The sequence below is a fragment of the Rhodanobacter sp. FW106-HT46G03 genome, from assembly GCF_058789895.1.
Genome location: NZ_JBYTCC010000001.1, coordinates 794,882 through 819,090 on the forward strand (window position 1 = coordinate 794,882; position 24,209 = coordinate 819,090).

The 24,209-nt window shown below is 66.5% G+C and carries 19 protein-coding genes; 10 read left to right on the forward strand and 9 right to left on the reverse strand.

Features of this window, described 5'->3' with window-relative positions; all coding sequences use genetic code 11:
• Positions 1-37 precede the first annotated feature (37 nt).
• The 4 genes from AC3WP6_RS03320 to AC3WP6_RS03335 all read left to right on the forward strand — a co-directional run bounded on the left by AC3WP6_RS03320 (position 38) and on the right by AC3WP6_RS03335 (position 8,408).
• Positions 38-424 carry a RidA family protein gene (locus AC3WP6_RS03320; protein ID WP_492626375.1) on the forward strand — a complete coding sequence of 129 codons (387 nt, stop codon included), beginning with the start codon at positions 38-40 and terminating at the stop codon, positions 422-424.
• Positions 425-440: 16 nt separating this feature from the next.
• Positions 441-2,546 carry an ATP-dependent DNA helicase RecG gene (recG, locus tag AC3WP6_RS03325; protein ID WP_492626376.1) on the forward strand — a complete coding sequence of 702 codons (2,106 nt, stop codon included), beginning with the start codon at positions 441-443 and terminating at the stop codon, positions 2,544-2,546.
• Positions 2,547-3,178: 632 nt separating this feature from the next.
• Positions 3,179-5,809: a magnesium-translocating P-type ATPase gene (gene mgtA, locus AC3WP6_RS03330; RefSeq protein WP_492626377.1), complete on the forward strand. Its 2,631-nt coding sequence runs from the start codon at positions 3,179-3,181 to the stop codon at positions 5,807-5,809.
• 145 nt (positions 5,810-5,954) lie between these two features.
• Positions 5,955-8,408, forward strand: coding sequence for a TonB-dependent receptor plug domain-containing protein (locus AC3WP6_RS03335; RefSeq protein ID WP_492626378.1), 2,454 nt, complete (start codon positions 5,955-5,957; stop codon positions 8,406-8,408).
• A gap of 34 nt (positions 8,409-8,442) precedes the next feature.
• Here AC3WP6_RS03335 and AC3WP6_RS03340 read toward each other — a convergent pair whose 3' ends face one another.
• Together AC3WP6_RS03340 and dnaG are read right to left on the reverse strand one after the other, a co-directional pair.
• The gene (locus AC3WP6_RS03340; RefSeq protein WP_492626379.1) at positions 8,443-9,066 is read right to left on the reverse strand and encodes a DedA family protein; all 624 of its coding nucleotides are present in this window, start codon (positions 9,064-9,066) and stop codon (positions 8,443-8,445) included.
• A gap of 61 nt (positions 9,067-9,127) precedes the next feature.
• Complete coding sequence (gene dnaG, locus AC3WP6_RS03345; protein WP_492626380.1) at positions 9,128-10,858, reverse strand: DNA primase; 1,731 nt, start codon at positions 10,856-10,858, stop codon at positions 9,128-9,130.
• Positions 10,859-10,955: 97 nt separating this feature from the next.
• On the opposite strand from dnaG, the gene AC3WP6_RS03350 reads away from it, so the two are divergent.
• Positions 10,956-11,252 (forward strand): hypothetical protein, encoded by a 297-nt coding sequence (locus AC3WP6_RS03350; protein ID WP_492626381.1) that lies wholly within the window; start codon positions 10,956-10,958, stop codon positions 11,250-11,252.
• Between the two features lie 4 nt (positions 11,253-11,256).
• Here AC3WP6_RS03350 and AC3WP6_RS03355 read toward each other — a convergent pair whose 3' ends face one another.
• On the reverse strand, positions 11,257-11,703 hold the full coding sequence (locus tag AC3WP6_RS03355) for a GatB/YqeY domain-containing protein (protein WP_492626382.1): 447 nt from the start codon (positions 11,701-11,703) through the stop codon (positions 11,257-11,259).
• 164 nt (positions 11,704-11,867) lie between these two features.
• On the reverse strand, positions 11,868-12,083 hold the full coding sequence (rpsU, locus tag AC3WP6_RS03360; protein ID WP_492626383.1) for a 30S ribosomal protein S21: 216 nt from the start codon (positions 12,081-12,083) through the stop codon (positions 11,868-11,870).
• 135 nt (positions 12,084-12,218) lie between these two features.
• Between rpsU and tsaD the strand changes: the two genes are divergently transcribed.
• Positions 12,219-13,244 (forward strand): tRNA (adenosine(37)-N6)-threonylcarbamoyltransferase complex transferase subunit TsaD, encoded by a 1,026-nt coding sequence (gene tsaD, locus AC3WP6_RS03365; protein WP_492628629.1) that lies wholly within the window; start codon positions 12,219-12,221, stop codon positions 13,242-13,244.
• 180 nt (positions 13,245-13,424) lie between these two features.
• Here the strand turns inward: tsaD and AC3WP6_RS03370 are convergent, their stop codons facing one another.
• Together AC3WP6_RS03370 and AC3WP6_RS03375 are read right to left on the reverse strand one after the other, a co-directional pair.
• Complete coding sequence (locus tag AC3WP6_RS03370; RefSeq protein ID WP_492626384.1) at positions 13,425-14,027, reverse strand: GNAT family N-acetyltransferase; 603 nt, start codon at positions 14,025-14,027, stop codon at positions 13,425-13,427.
• The gene (locus tag AC3WP6_RS03375; RefSeq protein ID WP_492626385.1) at positions 14,024-14,230 is read right to left on the reverse strand and encodes a YdcH family protein; all 207 of its coding nucleotides are present in this window, start codon (positions 14,228-14,230) and stop codon (positions 14,024-14,026) included. Before AC3WP6_RS03375 ends, AC3WP6_RS03370 begins: the two co-directional genes overlap by 4 nt.
• 164 nt (positions 14,231-14,394) lie before the next feature.
• Here AC3WP6_RS03375 and AC3WP6_RS03380 point away from each other — a divergent pair, with 164 nt between their 5' ends.
• The 3 genes from AC3WP6_RS03380 to AC3WP6_RS03390 all read left to right on the forward strand — a co-directional run bounded on the left by AC3WP6_RS03380 (position 14,395) and on the right by AC3WP6_RS03390 (position 17,520).
• Positions 14,395-15,597, forward strand: a complete 1,203-nt coding sequence (locus AC3WP6_RS03380) for an amino acid aminotransferase (RefSeq protein WP_492626386.1) — start codon at positions 14,395-14,397, stop codon at positions 15,595-15,597.
• Between the two features lie 68 nt (positions 15,598-15,665).
• Positions 15,666-16,583: a recombination-associated protein RdgC gene (locus tag AC3WP6_RS03385; protein WP_492626387.1), complete on the forward strand. Its 918-nt coding sequence runs from the start codon at positions 15,666-15,668 to the stop codon at positions 16,581-16,583.
• A 166-nt stretch (positions 16,584-16,749) separates the two neighbouring features.
• Positions 16,750-17,520, forward strand: coding sequence for a M48 family metallopeptidase (locus AC3WP6_RS03390; protein WP_492626388.1), 771 nt, complete (start codon positions 16,750-16,752; stop codon positions 17,518-17,520).
• Between the two features lie 187 nt (positions 17,521-17,707).
• Here AC3WP6_RS03390 and AC3WP6_RS03395 read toward each other — a convergent pair whose 3' ends face one another.
• Both AC3WP6_RS03395 and AC3WP6_RS03400 read right to left on the reverse strand, forming a co-directional pair.
• Positions 17,708-18,688 carry an alpha/beta fold hydrolase gene (locus tag AC3WP6_RS03395; protein WP_492626389.1) on the reverse strand — a complete coding sequence of 327 codons (981 nt, stop codon included), beginning with the start codon at positions 18,686-18,688 and terminating at the stop codon, positions 17,708-17,710.
• A 54-nt stretch (positions 18,689-18,742) separates the two neighbouring features.
• The gene (locus tag AC3WP6_RS03400) at positions 18,743-20,602 is read right to left on the reverse strand and encodes a M1 family metallopeptidase (RefSeq protein ID WP_492626390.1); all 1,860 of its coding nucleotides are present in this window, start codon (positions 20,600-20,602) and stop codon (positions 18,743-18,745) included.
• A 273-nt stretch (positions 20,603-20,875) separates the two neighbouring features.
• Here AC3WP6_RS03400 and AC3WP6_RS03405 point away from each other — a divergent pair, with 273 nt between their 5' ends.
• Positions 20,876-23,032 carry a putative bifunctional diguanylate cyclase/phosphodiesterase gene (locus AC3WP6_RS03405; protein ID WP_492626391.1) on the forward strand — a complete coding sequence of 719 codons (2,157 nt, stop codon included), beginning with the start codon at positions 20,876-20,878 and terminating at the stop codon, positions 23,030-23,032.
• Here the strand turns inward: AC3WP6_RS03405 and pip are convergent.
• Complete coding sequence (pip, locus tag AC3WP6_RS03410; protein WP_492626392.1) at positions 23,023-23,976, reverse strand: prolyl aminopeptidase; 954 nt, start codon at positions 23,974-23,976, stop codon at positions 23,023-23,025. The two genes, AC3WP6_RS03405 and pip, sit on opposite strands and share 10 nt — an antisense overlap.
• Between the last annotated feature and the right edge of the window lie 233 nt (positions 23,977-24,209).

The window sequence follows — 24,209 nt, forward strand, 5'->3', positions numbered from 1 at the left end:
TTACACTTGGACTTTTACGCGGCCGCGAGGTTTCCCCATGTCGTCCCACCAGATCATCACCACCAGCAACGCACCGGCCGCGATCGGCCCGTATTCGCAGGCCGTGCGCGCGGGCGATACCGTGTATTTCTCCGGGCAGATCCCGCTTGATCCGGCCACTGGCGCGGTGGTCGAGGGCGACATCACGGCGCAGGCGCGGCGGGTGTTCGACAACCTGGCCGCGGTGGCAAAGGAAGCCGGCGGCTCGTTTGCGCAGTTCGTACGCGTGGGCATCTATGTCACCGACCTGGCAAACTTCGCTGCGGTCAACGCGGTGATGGCCGAGTACTTCAAGGCGCCGTACCCGGCGCGTTCCACCATTGAGGTGTCGGCCTTGCCGAAGGGCGTCAAGGTGGAAGTGGACGCGATCATGGTGCTGGGCTGATTCGTCGTCGCGGGCGATGAGCGATGGTGCGCCCGCACTCGGTGGTGCCGGCCTCCAGGCGGTGTCGACGCTGCCCGGCGTCGGCCCTGCGCTGCAGGCGCTGCTGCACAAGCTGGGCCTGGACCACGTGCAGGATTTGTGGTTCCACCTGCCGCTGCGCTATGAGGATCGCACCCGCATCACCGCGCTGTCCGACCTGCGTGTTGGCCAAGATGCGCAGGTGGTCGGTGTGGTGGAGGCGGTGGAAAAAGGCTTCCGCTATCGCCCGCAGCTCAGGGTGGCGATCGGCGACGACACCGGACACAGCCTGCAGCTGCGTTTTTTCCACTTCAATCGCGCGCAGGCGGAGCAGTTGGCGGTCGGCGCGCGGCTTTTGTGTTTCGGCGAAGTGCGCCATGCGGCGCTCGGTTTCGAGATGGTGCACCCGCAGTATCGGCGCATCGGCGCCGGCGAAACGGTGGTAGTCGAGGACCGGCTGAGTCCGGTATATCCGACTACCGAGGGCCTCGGCCAGAAACGCCTGGCCGGCGTGATTGCGAAGGCGCTGGCGCTGCTGCCGGATGAAACGGAGCTCGAGCTGATCCCTGCCGCCTTGTGCGAACCGCTCGGCCTCGCCTCGCTGCGCGAGGCCCTGCTCACGGTGCATCGCCCGCCACCGGATGCACGACTCGACCTGCTGCTGCAAGGCCGGCATCCGGCACAGCAGCGGCTCGCTTTTGAGGAGTTGCTGAGCCAGCACCTGAGCCTGAAGCGCATGCGCGCCGCGGTGCAGCGACGGCAGGCGCCGGCGTTTGCCAGTGACGGCGCGCTACGCGCCCGCCTGCTTGCGGGCCTGCCCTTCGCGCTGACCGCGGCGCAGCGGCGGGTGGACGCCGAAGTGTGCGCGGATCTGGCGCGTCCACACCCGATGCTGCGGCTGGTGCAGGGCGACGTGGGCTCGGGCAAGACCATCGTCGCGGCACTGGCCGCGCTGGCTGCGGTCGAGGCCGGCTGGCAGGTGGCGCTGATGGCGCCGACCGAACTGCTTGCCGAGCAGCATCTGCGCAATTTTCGCCACTGGCTCGCGTCGCTCGATGTAGCGGTCGAATGGCTGGCCGGCAAGCAGCAGGGCAAGGCGCGTCAGGCGGCAATGCGCCGGGTTGCGGACGGCGCACCGATCACCATCGGCACCCACGCGCTGATGCAGGAAGGCGTGGCGTTCACGCGGCTCGGCTTGGTGATCGTCGACGAGCAGCATCGTTTCGGCGTGCAGCAGCGGCTTGCCCTGCACGACAAGGGCGCCGACCGTGCGCACGGCAGCGTGCCGCATCAGCTGGTGCTCACCGCCACCCCGATCCCGCGCACGCTGGCGATGAGCGCGTATGCCGATCTCGACGTGTCGGTGATCGACGAGCTGCCGCCCGGGCGCACGCCGGTGCAGACGGTGGCGGTGTCCAATGCACGCCGGGTCGAGGTGATCGAGCGCATCCGCGTCGCCTGCGGCGAGGGCCGGCAGGCGTACTGGGTGTGCACGCTGATCGAGGAGTCCGAGCAGCTGCGTGCGCAGGCGGCCGAAGTCGCGTATGCGGAACTTGCCGCCGCGTTGCCGGATTGTCGCGTCGGGTTGATCCACGGGCGGCTGAAGCCGAAGGAAAAGCAGGCGGTGATGGACGCGTTCCAGGCTGGCGAGATTGCCGTGCTGGTTGCCACCACCGTGATCGAGGTTGGCGTCGACGTGCCCAACGCCAGCCTGATGGTGATCGAAAACAGCGAGCGCCTGGGCCTGGCGCAGTTGCATCAGTTGCGCGGACGCGTGGGGCGCGGCGCGATTGCCTCCAATTGCGTGCTGCTCTACCAGCCGCCGCTCGGCCAGCTCGCGCGCGAACGGCTGGCGGTAATGCGCGAAACCAGCGACGGCTTCCGCATTGCGGAGAAGGATCTCGAGCTGCGCGGCCCCGGCGAGGTGCTCGGCACCCGCCAGACCGGCCAGCTCAGCTTCCGCATCGCCGACCTCACCCGCGACGCCCACCTGCTGCCCGCCGTGCAGCGCGTCGGTGAACGCCTGTTGGCCGACTACCCGCATCAGGCCGACCTGCTCATGGCGCGCTGGGTGGGCGGCGCGGCGCGCTTTGCACGCGCCTGATTCAGTTTCCAGTCGTTGACGCGCGCGGCCTCGGCCAGCACAATACGCGCGTCCTGCGGACGCCGTCCGCAGTGACATCCTGTCCTGACTTCTCAAGGCATATGGACGTTTACCCTAGTCGCAACGTCGGCACCTGCTTGCTTCGGGTGTCGGCACTGCATCACAAGCTGATTGCCTGCGGCAGCCGCCAGCGGTCGGCCGGTCTTTTCCTGGACTAGGAAACGCCGGCTCTCTCCAACGGCGCTGTGCGCCTTGTTTTGGAGATGAGCCATGAAGCTCCTTCGCGATGTTTTTCGTCTGCGGGCCTCCCGCGGCCCGTTCGGTGCGCAGCGTGATGCCCGCGTACGCGAGTTTGTCGTGACCGTGCCGGCGCCGCTTACGGGCGCTGCCCTGGGGGCGAGCGCAGCCCCGGCGGCCCCCGTTGCTGCGACTGGTTCGTTGCCGCACGCGTCGGCGCGCGCCGCGTGATGGCGGTAAGGCGCCGCGACTGGCCATCGCCAGCGCGCAGGTGACCGCGCGTGGCAGCCGCCGGCATGGCGACTGCCGCCTTTTGATCGTTTCTTTCGTCCAATGGTCGCGCCGACTGGCGCGCGCTGCCGCGACGCCGGCAGCAAGAGCCGCGGTGGCGTTGCATGAACAAGCCTTTTTCCCGCATAACCGAGAAAGTCGTGGCACCCGCGCATGTGCCTGCGGCGGACGATGCGTTCCGCGCCGGCGACGAGCTGTTGCGCGCGCTCGACACCTCGGTGCGAGGCCTTGACGAGGCGCGCATCAACGAACGCCTGCATCGCGACGGCGCCAACGAGGTTGCGCATGAGAAACCGCCGCACTGGTCGCTGCAGTTGCTGCGGGCGTTCAAGAACCCGTTCATCGTGGTGCTGCTGGTGCTGGCCGGTGTGCAACTGGCCACCGATCGCAGTGATCTGACCGGGCCGATCATCATTGCGGTGATGGTCGGCATCAGTGTGCTGCTGAGCTTTGCGCAGGAGTACCGCTCCTCGCGCGCGGCGGAAAAGCTCAAGGCGATGGTGCGCAACACCGCCACGGTGACGCGTCGTGCCTCGGACGGCCACAGCGAGCAGATCGAAGTGCCGGTGGGTGAGCTGGTGGCCGGCGACATCGTGCACCTGGGGGCCGGTGACATGGTGCCGGCCGACCTGCGCCTGCTGACCGCGAAGGATCTGTTCGTCAGCCAGGCGATCCTCACCGGCGAGTCGTTGCCGGTGGAAAAAGTGGCGCCGACGCATGCCGCCGGGGCCACGGCGGCAGCGCCGCTCGACCTGCCGACGATCTGCTACATGGGCACCAACGTGGTGTCGGGCGCGGCGACCGCGGTGGTGGTGGCGACCGGCGGGCGCAGCTACCTCGGCTCGCTGGCGCACAGCATGACCGGGCAGGCGGTGCAAACCAGCTTCGACCGCGGCGTGAATTCGGTGAGCTGGCTCCTGATCCGCTTCATGGCGGTGATGGTGCCGATCGTGTTCCTGGTCAACGGGCTGGACAAGGGCGACTGGATGCAGGCGTTCCTGTTTGCGCTGTCGGTGGCGGTCGGCCTCACGCCGGAGATGCTGCCGCTGATCGTTACCGCGAACCTGGCGAAGGGCGCGTTGGCGATGTCCAAGCGCAAGGTGGTGGTGAAACGGCTCAACGCGATCCAGAACTTCGGCGCGATGGACGTGCTGTGCACCGACAAGACCGGCACGCTCACGCTGGACCGGATCGTGCTCGAGCGGCACCTGGACTTGAACGGCGAAGAGTCCGAGGACGCACTCGAATACGGCTACTTGAACAGCCGATTCCAGACCGGCCTCAGGAACCTGATGGACAAGGCGGTGCTCACCCACCGCGATCTCGAACCGGTCGCGGCGCAATACCGCGTGGTGGACGAGATTCCGTTCGATTTCCAACGCCGACGCATGTCGGTGGTGGTGGCGCGCGACGAGCGCGAGCATCTCCTGATCTGCAAGGGCGCGGTCGAGGAGATGCTGGCGATCTGCAGCTTCGCGCAGGTGGGTGACGAGGTGGCGCCGCTGACCGACGAGCGCCGCCGCGACATCCGCGCGATGACGCACCGTTTGAATGAGGACGGCTTGCGCGTGCTGGTAGTGGCGGTGCGGCGTGCGCCCGCCAGTGAGCGCGCGTGGAGCGTGGCGGACGAAGCCGGGCTCACCGCGGTGGGCTGTCTCGCGTTCCTCGACCCGCCGAAGGACTCCGCTGCCACCGCGATCGCGGCGCTGCACCAGCATGGCGTGACGGTCAAGGTCATCACCGGCGACAACGAGGCGGTGACGCGCAAGATCTGCCGCGAGGTGGGGCTGGATGTCACCCATTCGGTGCAGGGCCGGGATGTCGAAGCGCTCGACGCCGACGCGCTCGATGCGCTGGTCGCACGCACTGTCGTGTTCGCCAAGATGTCGCCGCTGCAAAAGGCCGCGGTGGTGAAATCGCTGCAGCGCCAGGGCCACACCGTGGGTTTCCTTGGCGACGGCATCAACGACGCGCCCGCGCTGCACGACGCCGACGTCGGCATCTCGGTGGACACCGCCACCGACATCGCCAAGGAATCGGCGGACATCATCCTGCTGGAAAAAAACCTGATGGTGCTGGAGGAGGGCGTACTGGAAGGGCGGGTCACCTTCGGCAACATCATCAAGTACATCAAGATGACCGCCAGCTCGAACTTCGGCAACATGTTCAGCGTGCTGGTGGCGAGCGCGTTCCTGCCGTTCTTGCCGATGCTGCCGCTGCAGATCCTGGTGTTGAACCTGCTCTACGACATTTCGCAGCTGTCGATTCCGTTCGACCGCATGGACGACGATTACCTGCGCAAGCCGCGCAAGTGGGATGCCAGCGACATCGGCCGTTTCATGGTGTGGATCGGGCCGGTCAGCTCGATTTTCGACATCACCACGTTCTGGCTGATGTGGCACGTGTTCGACGCCAATTCGAGCACGCATCAGGCGCTGTTCCAGTCGGGCTGGTTCGTCGAAAGCCTGCTCACGCAAACCTTGATCGTGCACATGATCCGCACGCGCCGCATTCCGTTCCTGCAGAGCGCGGCGGCGGCGCCGGTGCTGGGGCTCACCACCGCGATCATCGCCATCGGCATCGCCATTCCCTATCTCGACATTGGCGCCAAACTCGGCATGCTGCCGCTGCCGCCGGCGTTTTTCGCCTGGATTGCGGCCACCGTCCTGACCTACTGCGTGCTGACGCAATTGGTGAAGATGCTCTACATGCGCCGCTACGGCCGCTGGCTGTAGGTGCCGGAACCCGCGCGATGCGGTAGTTGCCGGCGTCGGCGCCCTCCGCGTCCGCGGTCCGCGCAAACTTTGACGAATGTCTGCTGGCGATGGACAAACATGGCGTGGTAGCGTGCGCCCACGTTTGGCTCACTGGGGAGAGTCCGTGGATATTCGGCGCATGCGCATGACCGCGCTGGCACTGGCCAGCTGCGGGTTGACGGGATTGTTTGGCACCGGGATAGCCAGCGCGATGCCGGCTGCGGGGGGCGACGCGGATGCGCCGCAATCAGCCACGCCGAGTACCGGCCAGGCGCAAAAAGGCAACGTGAAAGCCACCAACCTGCAAGAGGTGACGGTGGTTGGCACCCGCCGCACGGGGCAGGTTTCCTATACCGACTCGCCGGTACCGGTCGACGTGCTGCCGATGAACAACGCAGCCACGCAGGGGGCCCAGCAAGGGCTGACCGAAACCTTGAGCTACAAGGTGCCGTCGCTGGTATCCGGCTACCAGACCGGCTCCGACAACGCCGATTCGGAGGACACCCCGGCGCTGCGCGGGCTGGGCTCGGATCAAACCCTGGTGCTGGTGAATGGCAAACGGCTGCACCAGATGGCGCTGGTCAACCTGTTCGGCGCGCGCAACCGCGGCGATTCGGGCACCGACCTCAATACCATCCCGTTGCTTGCCGTGGACCAAGTGCAGGTGCTGCGCGACGGCGCGGCGGCGCAGTACGGCTCGGATGCGATCGCCGGGGTGGTCAACGTCGTGCTCAAGCGCAGCAAGGGCTGCGAGGCGGTGGCGGGCTACAACCAGTACACCCAGGGCGATGGCCAGGATTACCTCGCCTCGGCCTACTGCGGCTTTGCCACCGGCAACGACGGCGTCATCGCGATGACCGTGCAGCACCAGGATCGCGGCCGCTCGAACCGCACCTCGGCGGCGCTCGATCCGCTGCGTACCATTGGCGACGCTTCGGTACACGAGAACACCTTCTATTTGAACGGCGACGTGCCGATCGCCAGCGATGCGCATGTGTATTTCGACGGCGGCATCCAGAACCGCGCCGTGTCGTCGGCGGCGTTCGCCCGCGGAGGCATTGGCTCGGACGACATCCCGGCGCGCAACTCGGCAGCGATGTATCCGGATGGCTTCGTGCCGTACATCAACCCGTACATCCAGGATCGCCACGCTACCGCCGGCATCTGGTGGATGTGGCGCGACTGGCGCTTCGACGCGTCGCAGACGCTTGGCTACAACCGCCTGATGGACACCATCCGGCACACGCTGAACGCGTCGATGGCCAACCTCGATCTTGAACTGGGTGGCGCCGGCGTGAGTCCCAACGTGTTTGGCGCGGGCGGTTTTTCGTTTGGCCAGGACACGACCAACTTTGACGCCACCAAGCTGTTCGACGGCTGGATGTCCGGGGTGAACGTCGCGTTTGGCGGCGAGTTCCGGCGCGAGCAGTACAAGATCTACCCGGGCTCGGTCGGCTCGTGGATCGACGCCGACGGCCCCGGCGGCGGCAACGCCGGCAGCCAGGGTTTTCCCGGCTTCCAGCCCAGCGATGCGACCAACAAGAGCCGCCACAGCTGGGCGCTGTATGTCGATGTCGAAACCGACTGGACCGATCGCTTCATGACCGATCAGGCGATCCGCCACGAGGACTACAGCGACTTCGGCTCCACCACCATCGGCAAGCTCTCCGGCGCGTTCCACGTCAACGGGAATTTCCTCCTGCGCGGGTCGGTGAGCACCGGCTTCCGGGCGCCGTCCCTGCAGCAGCGCTACTTTTCCTCCACGTTCAGCGATTTCGTGAGCGGGGTGCAGACCAACGTGGTGATCGCGCCGAACGGCAGCCCGCTGGCGAATGCCGCCGGGATCCCGCCGCTCAAGCAGGAGAAGTCGCGCAGCGCCACGCTCGGGTTTACCTGGACTCCGCTCGACAACCTGTCGATCACCGTGGACGGCTACCGCATCGACATCAAGCACCGCATCGTGCTCAGCGGCACGTTCGACACCAGCGATCCGAACATCGGCAGCGTGCTGGCGGCGCAGAACATCGGCGAGGCGCAGTTCTTCGTGAACTCGGTGGATACCCGCACCCAGGGCTTCGACCTCACCGCCGACTACCACACCACGCTCGGCGCCGGTCGGCTCGACAGTTTCCTTTCCTTCAACCACACCGAGACGACGATCCAGAAGGTGCATACGCCGCCGTCGCTGGCGGGGCGCGAGGATTCACTCCTGGGCGAGCGCGACGCGTTGTTCATCACCAACGGTGCCCCGCGCGAGAAGGCGGTGCTCGGCTTCAACTACGCGCTGGGCAAGTGGGATACCGACGTCAAGTTCATCTACTTCGGCCCGATGACGCTGGGCACGTTCTCCGGCCCGCCGGTGCCGAACGCGCACTACGCCGACAAGACCTCGGCCGACGTCGGCGTCACTTACCATTTCACGCCGGCGATGAAACTCACGGTGGGTGGCCACAACGTGTTTGGCAAATACCCGACCCGGCAGGATCCGAACGAAACCGACAACGGCTTCTGGTACGAGGCGGTGCAGTTCGGCCTGAACGGCGCGGCATGGTTTGCGCGTCTGTCGTACAAGTTCTGACGCTACGCGGCCGGCAGTGCGCTGCCGGCCGCCATCACTCCTCGCGGTTCAGCTGGCGCCGCCGGTAGCTGCGCCACCAGGCCCAGCCGATGCCAAGCGTGGCGGCGGCCACGATCAACCACAAGCCGTTTTGGCCGCGTTGCAGCCATTTCGCCAGCCACTCGTGGTTGTTGGCGCCGAAATAGCCCAGATACACCCAGATCGGCACGCTGATGGCGGCAGCGAGCGCGTCGATCAGCACAAAGCGCAGCAGCGAAACTTTGCGCGTGGTGCCGGCGGTGATGTAGATCGTGGTGCGCATGCCGGGCAGGAAGCGCGCCACGAACAACACGCGGTTGCCGTAGCGGGCAAACTTGCGCCGCACCATGTGGTAGCGGTGCGGGGTGACGATGCGGGCGACCCAGCGCCACTTGAGCATGCGTTTGCCGAAACGGCGGCCGATCATGAACATGGTGGCGTCGCCCAGCAGGACACCGACCATGCACAGCATGAACATGGTGTGCACGTTGGCGTAGCCCAGCCCGGAGATCACGCCGCCAGCCACCAGCGTCACGTCTTCCGGCAACGGCAGACCGAGGCCGCAGACGAGCAGCGCGAGCCACACTGCGACATAGCCGTTCTCGGCAAAAATCGTGATCAGTCGGTCAAGCAGTTCCATCGGCGCCCCAGTCGCACGCAAGTCCGCATGATCCCATATTCGGCTGGTGGCACATGGCGATTCAGTCCGGTGTGGCAGTCGGTCGCACACGCGCCGCCAGCAGATCGCGCAGTTCGGCTTTTTCGGCGTCGTCGAGCGGTGCCGCGCGCATCTTCGTGAGCAAGGCTTCGCGGCGCAGCGCCGTGGCCTGCTCGTCCATGCGCGTCAGCGCCTCCAGAAACTCGATGCGTTGTGCCTCGGGTGTGCCGATCACCGCGGTCACCATCAGCTTTTGCAACGCGGCGTATTCACTGCGCTCGGCAAAGTGTTCGACCAGCATCGCCGCGTTGATGCCGGGGCGGCTGCGCGCCACATCCATCAGCTCGGCGAGCAGTGCGACGCCCGGCTTGTCCAGGCGCAGGAAGCGGTAGGGCTTGTCGACCCGATCGGCCATGCCCGGCTGTGCCAGCAGCAGGGCAATGGCGCTGCGGACCAGCGAACGCTGGGCGTTGGTGTGGCGGGGCGCGCCGCGTGGTGCGCTGGGCGCGAGAATGGCGCGGGCGCCGGTGCGCTTCTCCAGCTCATCGGCCATGAGGTCGCGGAACGCGCCGTCGGGCAGCTTTGCAATCAGCGGGCGCGCATGCTCGGCCAGTCGTGCGCGACCGTCGAGGCTGGCGGTATCCACATCTTGCGCGAGGTGCTCAAAGAAATACTCGGACAGCGGCGTGGCGGCGTTCAGACGCGCAAGAAAGCCGTCCTTGCCCTCCTTGCGCACCAGTGAATCGGGGTCTTCCGGGTCGGGCAGAAACAGGAAATACGCTTGCCGGCCGTCGCGCAGGCAGGGCAACGCAGCATCCAGCGCCTTCCAGGCCGCGGCACGCCCGGCGCGGTCGCCATCGAAGCAGAACACCACGTCGTTGGCGCTGCGAAACAGCCGTTCGGCGTGTTCCGACGTGGTCGCGGTGCCGAGCGTTGCCACCGCAATCGGCAGCCCCGCCTGGTGCAGTGCGGCGACGTCCATGTAGCCCTCGACCACCACGATGCGCGCGAGCTTGGGGTTGGCCTGTTTCACCTGCCACAGCGCAAACAACTCGCGACCCTTGTGGAACAGCGGCGTCTCCGGCGAGTTGAGGTATTTCGGCCCCTGGTCGGCGCCAATCACCCGCCCACCGAAGGCGATCACGCGGCCGCGGCGGTCAAGAATCGGAAACATCAGCCGTTCGCGGAAGCGGTCGTACTTGCCGCCGCGCTCGCCGCTGGAAACCATCCCGGCCTCGGCCAGCAATTCCATCCGCCGCGGCGTGTTGCCCAGCGCCTTGATCAGGCCGTCGTACCCGGCCGGCGCCCAGCCGATGCGGAAATTGGCCATGATGGCGGCGTCCAATCCGCGCTGCTTGCAGTACGCCTGCGCCTCGGGGCTGGTCGGCAATTGATCCTGGAACCACTGTGCGCAGGCATCGAGCAGCGCGTAGAGGTCGGTCTTGTCTTCGCGCGGGCGCTCGCCGCCGCGGTTTTCGCGCGGCACGGTGAGGCCGACGGATTGCGCCAGCTCCTCGACGGCGTCGGGAAACTCGAGCCGCTCGTAATCCATCAGAAACTTGATCGCGCTGCCGTGCGCGCCGCAGCCGAAGCAGTGGAAAAACTGCTTGGTCGGGCTGACCGTGAACGAGGGCGTGCGCTCGTCGTGGAACGGGCAGCAGGCCGTCCACTCGCGCCCGGCCTTTTTCAACGGCACCCGGCGTTCGATCACGTCGACGATGTCGACGCGGGCAAGCAGGTCGTCGATGAAGCTGTCGGGGATCAGTCCGCGCATGAGGTCTGCATTCTAGGCGGTCGCCGTGGTGCGGCGCTCTTGCGCCGCAGTGGCCGCGCCCGCAAGCTGCGGGGGCTGGCCATGCCGGGATGCCGCGATGCTGTTCACCACGTTGCTGATGTTGAAACAGCGCACCATTGCGCGGGTGTTCGCCGACGCTGGTGCGCTCGATGCCCTGCACACCCGCAGCGCCGAGGAACTTGGCCTGCGCATTGGCATCGCGTGGCAGCAACTGGCGAGCCACGGCGTACTGCGCAGCCCGGCGTCCGGGCGCTGGTTTTTCGACCGCGCAAGCTGGCGGCGTCTGTACCGGCGCCGCATGGCATGGGCATTGGCGGCGCTGGCGGGCGTGCTGCTGATCTGGCTTTTCGCGTGGTCGCTGCGCTGGCGCTGAGCGCTCAACCCGCGAGCTTCGCCTTGATCTGCGCCGAGACCTTGGCCATGTCGGCGCGGCCGGCGGCGTGCTCCTTGACCGCGGCCATCACCTTGCCCATGTCGCGCATGCTGCTGGCGCCGGTGGCGGCAATGGCGGTGGCAATGATCGCATCGAGCTCGGCGGCATCGAGCTGCTTGGGCAGGTAGGCTTCGATCACCACCATTTCGGCGCGTTCGGCGTCGGCCAGGTCGCTGCGTTTTGCGGCGTCGTACTGGGTGATGGAATCGCGGCGCTGTTTAAGCATTTTCTCCATCACGGCGATGATTTGCGCGTCGTCGAGCACGATGCGCTCATCCACCTCGCGCTGTTTGAGTGCGGCCAGCACCAGCCGGATCACGCCGAGCCGCTGCTTGTCGCCGCCGCGCATCGCGGTTTTCATGTCCTCGGTAAGCTGCTGCTTGAGCGTCATGGCGTGTCCTCGCGGGATTCGATGATTTTACGCAAACGACAAAACCGGTGGCACCTTGCGGCAGCACCGGTTGGTCGACTCGGAGTGTTTGCGGCGGCTGCGGAAACCGCACCAACCACATCCGTCCCGGGGGCGCAAGCGCCAACGACGAGACGGAGGGTGACTCAGTACAGCCGGGTCTTGCGCGTCACGTCGCGCGACAGACGGCGCAGGTGGCGTTTGACGGCGGCAGCGCGCTTGCGCTTGCGTTCCTGGGTCGGCTTTTCGTAGAACTCGCGCTTGCGCGTTTCGGCCAGGATGCCGGCCTTTTCGCAGGTGCGCTTGAAGCGGCGCAGGGCCACCTCGAACGGTTCGTTCTCGCGGACTTTGACGTTGGGCATGAATACTCCGAGTGATAAGCTGGCCGCTTTCAGGGTCGAGGAATGCGGCGAGCCGCGAAGTATACCGTGCCTGACAGCGAACTTTCAAAGCAGCACGGCGTGAAGAACGCCGCGGGTCCGGTGATCGACAAACCGGTGCTGGGAATCGAGTCCTCGTGCGACGAAACCGGGGTAGCCATCCTGCGCTGGGTGCCGGATGCGCCCGGTGAAGGTCTGCTGGCCCACGTGCTGTACAGCCAGATCAAGCTGCATGCCAATTACGGTGGCGTGGTGCCCGAACTGGCCAGCCGCGACCACGTGCGCAAGCTGTTGCCGCTGGTGCGTGAAGCCTTGGCGCAGGCGGGGCTCAAGGCGTCCGACCTCGGCGGCGTGGCGTACACCGCCGGCCCTGGCCTGGTGGGTGCGTTGCTGGTCGGTGCCGCGGCCGGACGCGCGCTGGCGTGGGGGCTGGGAGTGCCGGCGCTGGCCGTGCACCACATGGAAGGGCATCTGCTCGCCCCGTTGCTGGAAGCCGATCCGCCCAAGCCGCCGTTCGTCGCGCTGCTGGTGTCCGGCGGGCATTCACTGCTGGTCGAGGTGAAAAAGATCGGCCAATACCGCATTCTGGGCGATACCCTGGACGACGCCGCCGGCGAGGCGTTCGACAAGACGGCCAAGCTGATGGGGCTGCCGTACCCCGGTGGCCCGGCGCTGGCCAAGCTGGCCGAGCAGGGTACCCACGGTGCCTTCCGTTTCTCGCGGCCGATGACCGACCGGCCAGGGCTGGATTTCAGTTTCTCCGGGCTCAAGACCCAGGTGCTGCTGGCCTGGCAGCATTCGGATCAGGGCGAGCAGACGCGCGCCGACATTGCACGTGGGTTTGAAGAGGCCATCGTCGACACCTTGCTCATCAAGTGCCGCCGGGCCTTGACGGCGACCGGTACCGACAAGCTGGTGATCGCCGGCGGGGTCGGCGCCAACCGACGGCTGCGTGCCGAGCTGGCCGCGGCCGGCGAAAAGGACGGGTTCCGCACGTATTTCCCACGGTTGGCGTTCTGCACCGACAACGGCGCCATGATCGCGCTGGCCGGCGCCATCCGTCTCGCGCACGGCCAGCACCAGGGCGAATCGGTGCAGGTGCGCCCGCGCTGGAATCTCGAGGAGCTGCCGCCGGCGGCGTGAGCCAGCGGTGTGGGCGGTGGAATGGAAACGCAGGCGGCCGTGGTTGCGTCGTCGTGGTCGGGTTGCGGGCTGACTTGCAGTTCCATGGAACCGCGGTGAGCCGGCGAACCGGCACACGAACTGCCGCAACCATCCGTTTTCGTGGTTTCTGTCGCCGCCACGTCCCCGGCGGCACGACCATCACGGTGCGAGCTTGTTGACCCGCATCGCCAGCCAGTTTTCCACGTTCGGCCAGTCTTCGGCGAGGATGCTGAAACACACGGTGTTGCGCAGGCTGCCGTCACGGCGGCGCTTGTGCGCGCGCAGCACGCCTTCACGCTGGGCGCCGATGTGCTCGATCGCGCGCAGCGATGGTTCGTTGTTTTCGTCAGCGTGGAAGGCGACGGCCACGCACTTGAGCGTGTCGAAGGCGTGCTCCAGGAGGAGCTGCTTGCAGGCGGTATTGAGGTGGGTGTGCTGCCACTTTTTTGCGTACCAGGTGTAGCCGATGGCCAGCCGCGGCAGCGCTGGTTCGATCTCGTAATAGCGCGTGCAGCCGACGATCTTGCCGGTACTGGCTTCGCGCACCGCAAACGGCAGCATGCGGCCCTCGGCCTGGCCCTTGAGCGCTTCTTCGATGTACGCGCGCGCTTCGCCCGGGCCGGGAATGCGGGTGACGGTGAGGTTCCACAACTCGCCAACAGCCGCCGCGGCTTCGAGATCGGCGGCGTGGTCGAGTGTCAGGGGTTCAAGCGTGACGTATTCGTTTTGCAGGGTGACAGGCGAAACCGTGGGGGCATTCATGCGTCAAGATCCGGGATGAGCTTGCTTTCAAGTCGCGCAATATTGTCTTTCAACAGCAATTTGCGCTTCTTGAGACGGGTCAACTGCAGCTCGTCCCGCCCCAGCACACCGGAAAGCTGCTTGATCGCGGCGTCGAGATCACGGTGTTCCTGTCGCATCTCGGCAAGCAGCTGGACGGTTTCGGCTTGGTCCTGGATCTGCATGGCGGCGGTTCGCTCGGGGAAGCCGGTAGTGTAGTGCCCGCCGCTACAATGAGGGCACGCATGCTTCCTGCCGCCTGTTTTGTTGCAGTGCGGAATCTGCGATCATGACGCGTCCGCTGTGACGGACGTCCATACTTCCAAGTGCACCCCTAGCGAGGGAAATCGTGTCCATCTTTGCAACTCTCGAAATGGCGCCGGGCGATCCGATCCTCGGCCTGACCGAAACCTACCTCGCGGACAAGCGCCCGGAGAAAGTGAACCTCGGCGTCGGCATCTACGTGAACGACGCCGGCAAGGTGCCGGTGCTGGCAGCGGTACGTCGGGTCGAAGAAAACCTGGTGCGCGAAAACGCGCCGCGCAGCTACCTGCCGATCAGCGGCTTGCCGGCCTACAACACCGAGACGCAGAAGCTGGTGTTCGGTGCCGATTCGGCGGCGCTTGCGGCCGGCCGGGTGGCGACGGTGCAGACCATTGGCGGCAGCGGCGCGTTGCGCGTCGGTGCCGATTTGCTCAAGCAGGTGCTGGGCGACAAGGCCAAGCTCGCGGTGAGCAACCCCACCTGGGGCAACCACCGCGCAGTGTTCAAGGCCGCCGGTTTTGTGCTCACGGATTACCGCTATTACGACGATGCCAGCCATGGGCTGGATTTTGCCGGCATGCTTGCCGACTTGGGCCAGCTCGAACCCGGCACCGTGGTGCTGCTGCATGCGTGCTGCCACAACCCGACCGGGGTCGATCCCAGTGACGAGCAGTGGCAGCAGGTGGTGGCGGTGCTGAAGGACCGCAAGTTGCTGCCGTTTGTCGACATGGCCTACCAGGGCTTCGACAAGGATGCCGACCAGGACGCGACGGCGGTGCGCCTGCTGGCCGACTCCGGCATCCCGGCGTTCATCGTCGCCAACTCGTACTCCAAGTCGTTCTCGCTGTACGGCGAGCGCGTGGGGGCGCTCAGCTGCGTCGGAGTCGATCGCGAAGAGGCCGCGCGGCTTTTGTCGCGGATGAAAACCACGATCCGCGCGAACTACTCCAGCCCGGCCACGCATGGCGGCAAGTTGGTGGCGGGCGTGCTCGGCAGCCCCGAGCTGCACGCGCAGTGGCAGCAGGAGCTGGCGGAGATGCGCGAGCGCATCCACACGATGCGCGCGGCGATGGTTTCCAAGCTTGCCGCGCTCGGCGCACCGGACTTCTCGTTCATCAACCGCCAGACCGGCATGTTCTCGTATTCCGGCCTGTCCAAGGCGCAGGTCGAGCGCCTGCGCGACGAGTACGCGATCTACGCGCTGACCAGCGGGCGCATTTGCGTCGCCGCGCTCAACACCGGCAATATCGATTACGTGACCAAGGCGATTGCCGCCGTCTGTCGTTGATCCTTCCGTTTGCTTGTTGTCAACGAAGGCCGCCATCGAGGCGGCCTTCGCCTCTTTAAGGGCATGCCATGTTTTTTCGCAATCTCACGTTGTTCCGTTTTTCCCCCGCCGTGGCCGATGACCTGAAACGCCTCGACGAAGCGGTGGGCGAGCATCGCCTGCGTGCCTGCGGCCCGTTGGAAATGGCCACCCAGGGTTTCGTGCCGCCGGTGGGGCGCGGGGACGATGCCGCGATGACGCACGTGGTCAAGCACTGCACTTGGGTCACGGTGGGCGGCGAGGACAAGCTCCTGCCGGCTGCGGTGGTGAACGAGGAGCTGCAGCGCAAGGTGCGCAAGATCGCCGAGGACGAAGGGCGCAAGGTCGGCGGGCGCGAGCGCAAGCGGCTGAAGGAGGATCTCCTGACCGAGCTTTTGCCGCGCGCCTTCGTGCGCAGCTCGCGGCTGTCGGCCTATGTGGATACCAAGAATGGCTGGCTGGTGCTGGACACCGCCAGCCGCAAGTCGGCGGAAAACGCGCTCACCCAGATCCGCGAAGCGCTCGGCAGCTTTCCCGCCGTGCCGCTGGCGCCGGAGGAAGGCCCGCGCGTGCTGATGACCGATTGGCTCGCCAACGGCACGCTGCCTGCCGGGCTCACGCTGGGCGACGAATGCGAGTTGCGCGATCCGGCTACTGCCACCGGCGCCATCGCCAAATGTCGCCGGCAGGATCTCGATGCCGACGAGGTGAAGGAGCACCTGCGCAATGGCAAGCAGGTGTTCCAGTTGGGGCTGGTCTACGACGAGCGCATCAGCTTCGTGTTGGGCGAGGATCTGGTCGTGCGCAAGCTCAAGTTTCTCGATGCCGTGACCGACGAGCTGGGCGACAGCTTCGAGGATGCCGCTGCCGAGGCGGACGCGAGTTTCGCTCTGCTCACGCTCGAGCTCGAACGCCTGCTGGGCAAGCTCGAAGCGTGGTTCGGCCTGCCGCGTCCCGGTGAAGGCTGAGACGTGGGGCCGGGCGGCATACCGGTTGCTTCGACGTAACTAGTTGAACGAAAAGGAGAAAAGTAGCTATTGACCGACGGCTCTTGCGCCTGTCGCCGGTTCCCCTCACATTCCGCGTGTCCGGGTGCGCCCATTGGCGGGTGGCTCCGGCACGGTGAATGCAGACATGGCGCAGCATCTTGAAGGCGATTGGCTGGAACTCTCGACCGCGGACGGCCACGTCATCCGCGTGCTCAAGTTTGCCCATCCGCGTGCGCGTCGCCTGCGTCTGACGGTGACGCCGAAGGGCGCGCGGGTGAGTTACCCGAGTGGCACCCACCCGGCACAGGTCACGGCTTTCCTGCGCCATCACGCCGACTGGCTCGAACAAAAACTCGACGAGCTGAACCTGGTCGTGAGGCCGCTGGCACCGCTGCGCGTGGGGCACGCCACCACGCTGCCGCTGCGCGGCGAGCCAGCCACGCTGGACTGGGCCGACGGTGCCTACCCCAAGGTCGATGCGCATGCCGGCGGGATCACCCTGGTGCTGCCGCGTCCGCACACGCGCGCGCTGCCGGTGGCGCACGGCCTGCTCGCATCGCATTTTGAAGCATTGATCCGGCGCGACGTCGCGCGCTGGCTGGCGCATTACGTGCCGCAGCTCGGGCTGGCGCCGACGGCGCTCAAGGTGCGGCCGATGAAAAGCCTGTGGGGCAGCCTGGACACCCGCGACCGCATCAATCTCGATCTCGCCCTGGCCCTCGCGCCGCCGGTCGCGTTGCGCTATGTGCTGGTGCACGAGCTGTGCCACTTGCGGGTGCGCAGCCATTCACCCCGGTTCTGGGCACAGGTCGGCACGCTGTTGCCCGAATGGCACGAACAGCGCGACTGGCTGCGCGTGAACGGCGCCACGCTGAAAGCCGAGCTGGATCGACTGGTGGCCGATGTGGCTGATTAGCCGGGATTTGGGATGCGGGATTGGGGGTTCGTAAAAGCGGGGCCGCGGGCTGTCGGGTGACGGTGGTCGGATGTGCCGCTGGAGGCCGTAGCCTTCTCCGTCCAATGCGCTGAAGCCGCGCTCACCCAAATTGCCGCGAGTCGCGGCTTTTCCAAATCCCCAATCCCGCATCCCGAATCCCCGCCCTTCAGTTCGACAACGCAAAGGCCGTCAGCACGCGCGCGGTGTCGTCGGGTTGCTCAAGTTCGGGCATGTGGCCGCAGTCGGTCAAGGTGCTGGCGCTGATCGCAGGCGCGTGGATGAGGCCGTTGCGCAGGCTGTCCAGCGCGGAGATGTCGATCACCCGGTCGTCCTTGCACCACAGGCCAAGCACCGGCATGGTCAGTTGGCCCAGGCGGTTTTGCACCGCAAGGTATTGCGAGGGCGCACGCAGCTCGTTGAACACCTTGTTGATGAATGCGCGGTTGGCGACGTTGCGCTTGGCCAGCACATCGACGAAACGGCCGGGAATGTCGGGCAAGGTCTTGAACACCAGCTTTGCGGCGCGCGCAAAGCTCGCGCGGTCGTTGAAGGCGAACGGATCGCGCCCGGCGAGCGATTCGCGCGCAAAGGCGTTCTCGTTGAACTTGAGTCCGAAGCTGTCGATCAGCGCCAGTGCGGCCACCTGGTCGGGATGTTCGGCGGCAAACACGCCGGCAATCGCGCCACCCATCGAATGCCCCGCGAGCAGGAAGCGCCGAAGCCCGAGCGTGTGCACGAAGGATTCGAGCCGGGTTGCCTGCGCGTCAATGTCGTAGTTGGCAGTCATGTTGCGTGAGGACTCGCCCCAGCCGGGCAGGTCGGGGATCACCACGTGGAAATGCGGCGTGAGCTGCTTGGCCACCGGCAGCCACACCGACTTGTGGTCGTCAAAGCCGTGCAGCAGCACGATGGTGGGGCCGTCCCCGCCTTCGTAGTAGCTCCATTGCGTATCGCCGGCCTGCACCGTGTGCTGCGACAGGTGCGCCTGCATGGCCTGGCGCCAGTCGTCCGCCTGCATCAGCCATTGCGGCGCGAAGAGATAACTGCCGCCGACCAGCACGACGACGGCGATCGCGAGGCCGGCGAGGAATTTCAGTCGGCGGAACAGCATGCGTTGCCAGAGTGGGCGGGGGGAAGAAGTGATCATGCGATGGGACTCGATGCGGCGCGCCGCCGGCGAACCGGCGGCGCATGGGGCGGGTTACTTGGCGGCTTTCGCGCGCGCCTTGGCGAACAGGGCCTCGATTGCGTGCTGGGTCAGCGGGTGATAACCGGCTTTGGCCTTCGCGTACACGCTTTCGGCGTAGGCGAAGCCATCCGGCGTTTTCACCAGTGTGCGGTACAGCGGCATGGTGAGGTACAGCCGGCCGATATGCGTCATGTGTTCGGCGGCCGCCGGCCACACGGCCTGGTCGCCGGCGGCGATGGCGTGGATGTACCAGCGCATGCCGATCTCGGCGTTGGGGGTGCCGGTGAGGTGCCAGGCGGCATCCAGCGCTTGTGCTTGCGCCAGCGTCGGTACGTCGGGCAGGCGGTCGAGGAAATACATCCATTCCTGCGTGTTCCAGCCCTTCGCGTCGAGCTTGGCGGCGGGCAGGGTGCCGGCGAGGAACGCGGTACGTTCCTGGTCGATGGCGTCGAAGCGCGGGGAGTCGGGCAACGTCGCGTCTTTCGGGATGCCGGTGCCGTAGACCCAATCCTGCACTTCGGCCCAGCTCAGCTTGCCGGGGTATTTCTCGATCAGGTTGGGCTTGAGGTAGGCCAGCATCTGCTCGGTGGTGATGCTGTGCCACGCGAAATGCTGGAAATAGCCCTTCAGGTAAGCGTCGAAGGCTGGGCGGCCGAATTTGGCTTCTAGGGTGCGCAGGAACCACGAACCCTTGTCGTAGGCCACGTCGGAAAGCGCATCGTCGCCGCTGAGGCCCTTGGGGTCGGGCGCGAGCTTCTGCTGGTTCTCGGTCAGCGTGCCGATCTTCTTTTCCAGCGCACGGGCGGAGAGCAGGGCTTCTTCATCGGCCTGGCGCTTGCCGTACACCGCCTCGGTGATGCGGCCCTGCACGTAGGTGGTGAAACCTTCGTTGAGCCAGATGTCGCGCCAGCTGGCCGAGGTCACCAGGTTGCCGCTCCACGAATGCGCGAGCTCGTGCGAGATCACGCTGACCAGGCTCTTGTCGCCGACGATGATCGTCGGCGTGGCGAAGGTCATGTTCGGGTTTTCCATGCCGCCGTACGGGAATGAGGGCGGCAGCACCAGGATGTCATAGCTGCCCCAGGGGTACGGCCCGTAGAGCTTCTCGGCGGTTTTGATGATGGTTTCGGTGTCGGCGAACTCGTGCGCGGCCTTGGCCACCATCGAGGGCTCGGCATACACCGCCGAGCGCGGGCCGGTTTCCGCCACCGCGAGGTCGCCGGCGGCGATCGCCAGCAGGTAGGACGGGATCGGGTGCGGCTGCGCGAAACGGAAATCGCCGTCCAGCGGATGGTTGGCCGCGTTCGCCGCGCTCATCACCACGCGCAGGTTTTTCGGCGCGGTGACGTGGGCGTCGTAGGTGAAGCGGATCGCCGGCGAATCCTGCAGTGGCACCCACGAGCGCGCGTGGATGGATTCCGACTGCGAGAACATGAAGGGCGCGCGCTTGTCCGCCGTCTGCTCCGGCGGCAGCCACTGCAGCCCGGAAGCCTCGGGCGAGGTGCGGTAGGTGATGCGCACGCTGGCCGGGTGGGTTGGGGTGGCGATCGTGAGCTTCGCGCCGAGCGTCTTGTCGACCGGCGCCAGCGCGTATTTCAGCGCCTGCGTCTTGCCGTTGGCGGCCACGGCGTCCACCGCGGCAATGGTGAGGTCGCGGGTATCCAGCACCAGCGCCGGCGCGGCGGGGTTTTTCCAGTCGAGCTTGAGCGTGGCGACGCCGTCCAGCTGCCGGTGCGGGAAGTTGATCGCGAGATCGAGGTCGAGGTGGGTGACCACCACCTGGTCGGGCTGGGCGTAGGAATTGGGATCGCCCGCGCTGGCGACGGTCGGCAGCACGGCGGCGCCGAGCGCGAGGAGGGGAAGCAGGTGCATGCGATGCTCCGGGGTAGGCAGGAGCGCGAGTATGCCACCCCCGTGGTGCGCATCTCCCGTGCCGCACAGTAGCCTGCGCCGTCTGAAGGTGTGCTGCGGCTGGGCTTGAAGCCGACCCACGGTGCAGTGCGGGCTGTTGTCGGTCGCAATTCATCCCGATACGTCCGTGGCGCAGCCGTCAAGCGTACCGGGTAGGTGCCGCCCAAAGGAATTCTGGCGAGCGGTTCGCCAGTCGTTTAAGGTGCGGAGGCCAGGTCGCGGATCGGAGGGGACATGCTGCCCGAGGCGGGTTCAACGGTATCCGGCTATTTCGTCGAGGCATTGGTTGCCACGGCCGGCATCGCGTTGGCGTCGTTTGTGCAGTTCACCGTGATTGGCTGGTGGCGGCGGCAGGAACCGGTGTACCTGTCCTATGCGGCGTTGTGCCTGTGCATTGGCGCGCTGGCAGTGGGCAATGTCGCGCTGCGAACGGCCGACAACCTCGACCAGGCGTTGGCCGCGGTGCGCTGGTCGATCACGGCAGCGGTGTTGTCGTTCTTGCCGTTCGTGTGGTTCGTGCGCGCGTACACCGGTGCACGCACGCCGCGCCGTGCAACGCTGGCGGTGGCGGCGCTGGTCGGGCTGTTTGCGGGCATCAACTTTGCCAGCCCGGCAACGCTGTTTTATGCCACGGCCACGCCGATGGCGCCGATCGTGTTGCCGTGGGGCGAGCATCTGTACCGTTTTGCCGGCACGCCGTCGGTGGCCGGCATGGCGTTTCATGCGGGCACCTATGTGGCGTTCGGCTGGGCCTTGTGGCGCACGCTGGGCCAGTACCGGCGCGGCGGGCAATGGCAGGCGGGGTTGTTGGCGGCCTGCCTGTTGCTACAGCTTGCGGTGCTGCTGTGGGGCGACATCGTGGTGGATCTGCTGCATGTCAACCTGCCGTATTTCGACGTGTTCGCGTTTTTGCCGTTCGTGCTCTTGATGGGCTTGTCGCTGGCGGTGCAATTGCGCCAGCGGTCGATCGAGCTGGTGCGAACGCGACGCGAGCTGGAGGCGGAGGCGCAAACCCGGCATCACGCCGAGCGTGAACTGCGCCAGCTGGCTTATCACGACGGCCTGACCAGCCTGCCCAATCGGGTGCACCTGCTCGGGCGCATGGCCGACGTGTGGCGCGACACGCTGGCAAGCGGGCGGCGTGGCGTGATGCTGCTGATCGACCTGGACAACTTCAAGACCATCAACGACGGGTTGGGGCACCTCGTTGGCGACCGCCTGTTGCAGGCCGTGGCGGCGCAACTGCGGGCACAGGCACCGGATGGGGCTCTGCTGGCGCGGCTTGGCGGCGATGAGTTTGTGGTGCTGCTGGGCCCGCTGGTCGGCATGCGGGACGAGGTGCGTGCGCAAGCGCAAGCGCTCGCCGCGGCCTTGATCGCGCGCCTTGCCGAGCCGATGGCACTCGACGGCCGCATGCTGGCGGTAGGCGCCAGCATCGGCATGGCGGAGTTTCCGGATGGCGAGGACGACGTCAACGATCTGCTGCGCCGCGCAGATATTGCGCTGTATGCCGCCAAGGGCGCCGGTCGCGGCGTCGCGCGTGCGTTTGCGCCCGCGCTGCAGGATGCCGTCGATACGCGCCTGCTGCTGGAGCGTGGGCTGCGTGGCGCGCTCGAACAGGACAACCTGCGACATCAATTTGCCCTGCACTTTCAGCCGCAGGTGTCGTTCGATGGCAAGGTGCAGGGGGCTGAGGCCTTGCTGCGCTGGTCGCATCCGCAGTCCGGGCGAATCGAGCCGGAAGTGTTCATTCCCATGGCGGAAGAGACTGGCCTGATCCATGCGCTGGGGGCGTGGGTGATCGGTGAGGCATGCGCGCGGATCAAGGCGTGGGATCGCGACGGGGTGCCGTTTACCGGTCGCCTTGCGGTCAACGTCAGCGCATGGCAACTCGCCGTGCCGGGTTTCGTCGAACGCGTGGTGGCGCAAGTGCAGGCGGCCGGCCTGTCACCGTCGCGCCTGACACTGGAACTGACGGAGAGCGCGCTGCTGCGGGATTTCGACGGCGCGTTGGCGACCCTGCAAGGGTTGGTCGCTGCCGGTTTCAGCCTGGCGCTGGACGACTTTGGCACCGGTTATTCGTCACTGCGTTATCTGCAACGGCTGCCGCTCAAGGTCATCAAGATCGACCGCGCTTTCGTGCGCGCCCTGACGCTGAACGACACCAACCCGTTGGCCGGGTTCATCGTGGACGTGGCGCATCGGCTCGGCATGGTGACGATCGGCGAGGGGGTGGAGACGCCGGAGCAACGGCAGGCGCTGGAACGCCTGGGCTGTGATGGCATGCAGGGCTATCTCGTCAGCCGCCCGCTCGACGACGTGGCGTTTCGGCAGTGGCTGGCCGGGCGTCAGGCTGCGTTTGCCGTACGCCGCAGCGAAGGTCAGCAGTAGCGCTCGGCAAGCAGGTCGGTGGCGCCGACCAGTTGGTCGACGATGGCCGGGTCGGCGGCGCTGTGGCCGGCCAGCACGATGTGCAGCGCGGCGTGCGGCATCGCCGCGGCAAGGTCGAGCGCGGTGCTCACCGGGCAGATGATGTCGTAGCGGCCGTGCACGATAGTGGTGGGAATGCGCGCGAGCCGATGCGCATCGCGCAGGAGCTGGTTCGGTTCGAGAAACATGCGATGGCGAAAGTAATGCGCCTCGAGCCGCGCCAGGCTCACCGCCTTGTGCGGCTCGTCGAAGTCGCCCGGCGCATCCGGATCGTGCACCAGCGTCGTGCTGCCGCCCTCGTACGCGCTCCACGCCTTGGCGGCGGCGAGTCGCACGTCCTCGTCGTCGCCGTCCAGCCGCTTCCAGTACGCGGCAATCATGTCGCCGCGCTCGGCTTCCGGGATGAAGTCGCGATAGCGCGCCCAGCGCTCGGGGAAGATATGGCGCGCGCCGCCATCCACTTCATTGAACCAGCGCAGCTCCTCGTCACGGGCGAGAAAAATGCCGCGCAGCACGAGGCCCAGCACGCGCTCGGGATGGGCTTCGGCGTAAGCCAGCGCCAGGGTCGACCCCCATGAGCCGCCAAACACCACCCAGCGCTCGATGCCGAGTTCCTCGCGGATCGCCTCGATGTCGGCGACCAGATGCGCGGTGGTGTTGTCGACGAGGTCGGCAAACGGCGTGGATTGCCCGGCGCCGCGCTGGTCGAACAACACCACGTGCCAGCGCTCGGGGTGAAAGTAGCGACGGTAGTCGGGCACGATGCCGGCGCCCGGCCCGCCGTGCAGGAACACCACCGGCACGGCATCCGGGTTGCCGCATTCCTCGATGTGCACCGTGTGCCGTGCATCCACCGCGAGGCGATGGGTGCGGAAGGGTTCAATCGCGGGGTAAAGGGTGTGCATAGGGAGCCGGGATTCGGGATGGGGGATTCGGGATGGGAGAATCGAGATTCGGGGTGCGGGATTCGGGATACGAATCGCGCTGCGGGACCCATGCTAGCGGTCGGCAAAATGGCTGTCGTCATTCGAAGTCGCTTCGTTCCCCCGCGGAGCTCATCTCCCTTTCCCCGCTGGGGAGTGGGGTGCAGGCCTCGCTTCAGCCCGACATCACAGCCCGTTTCGCCGCCGGAGTGACG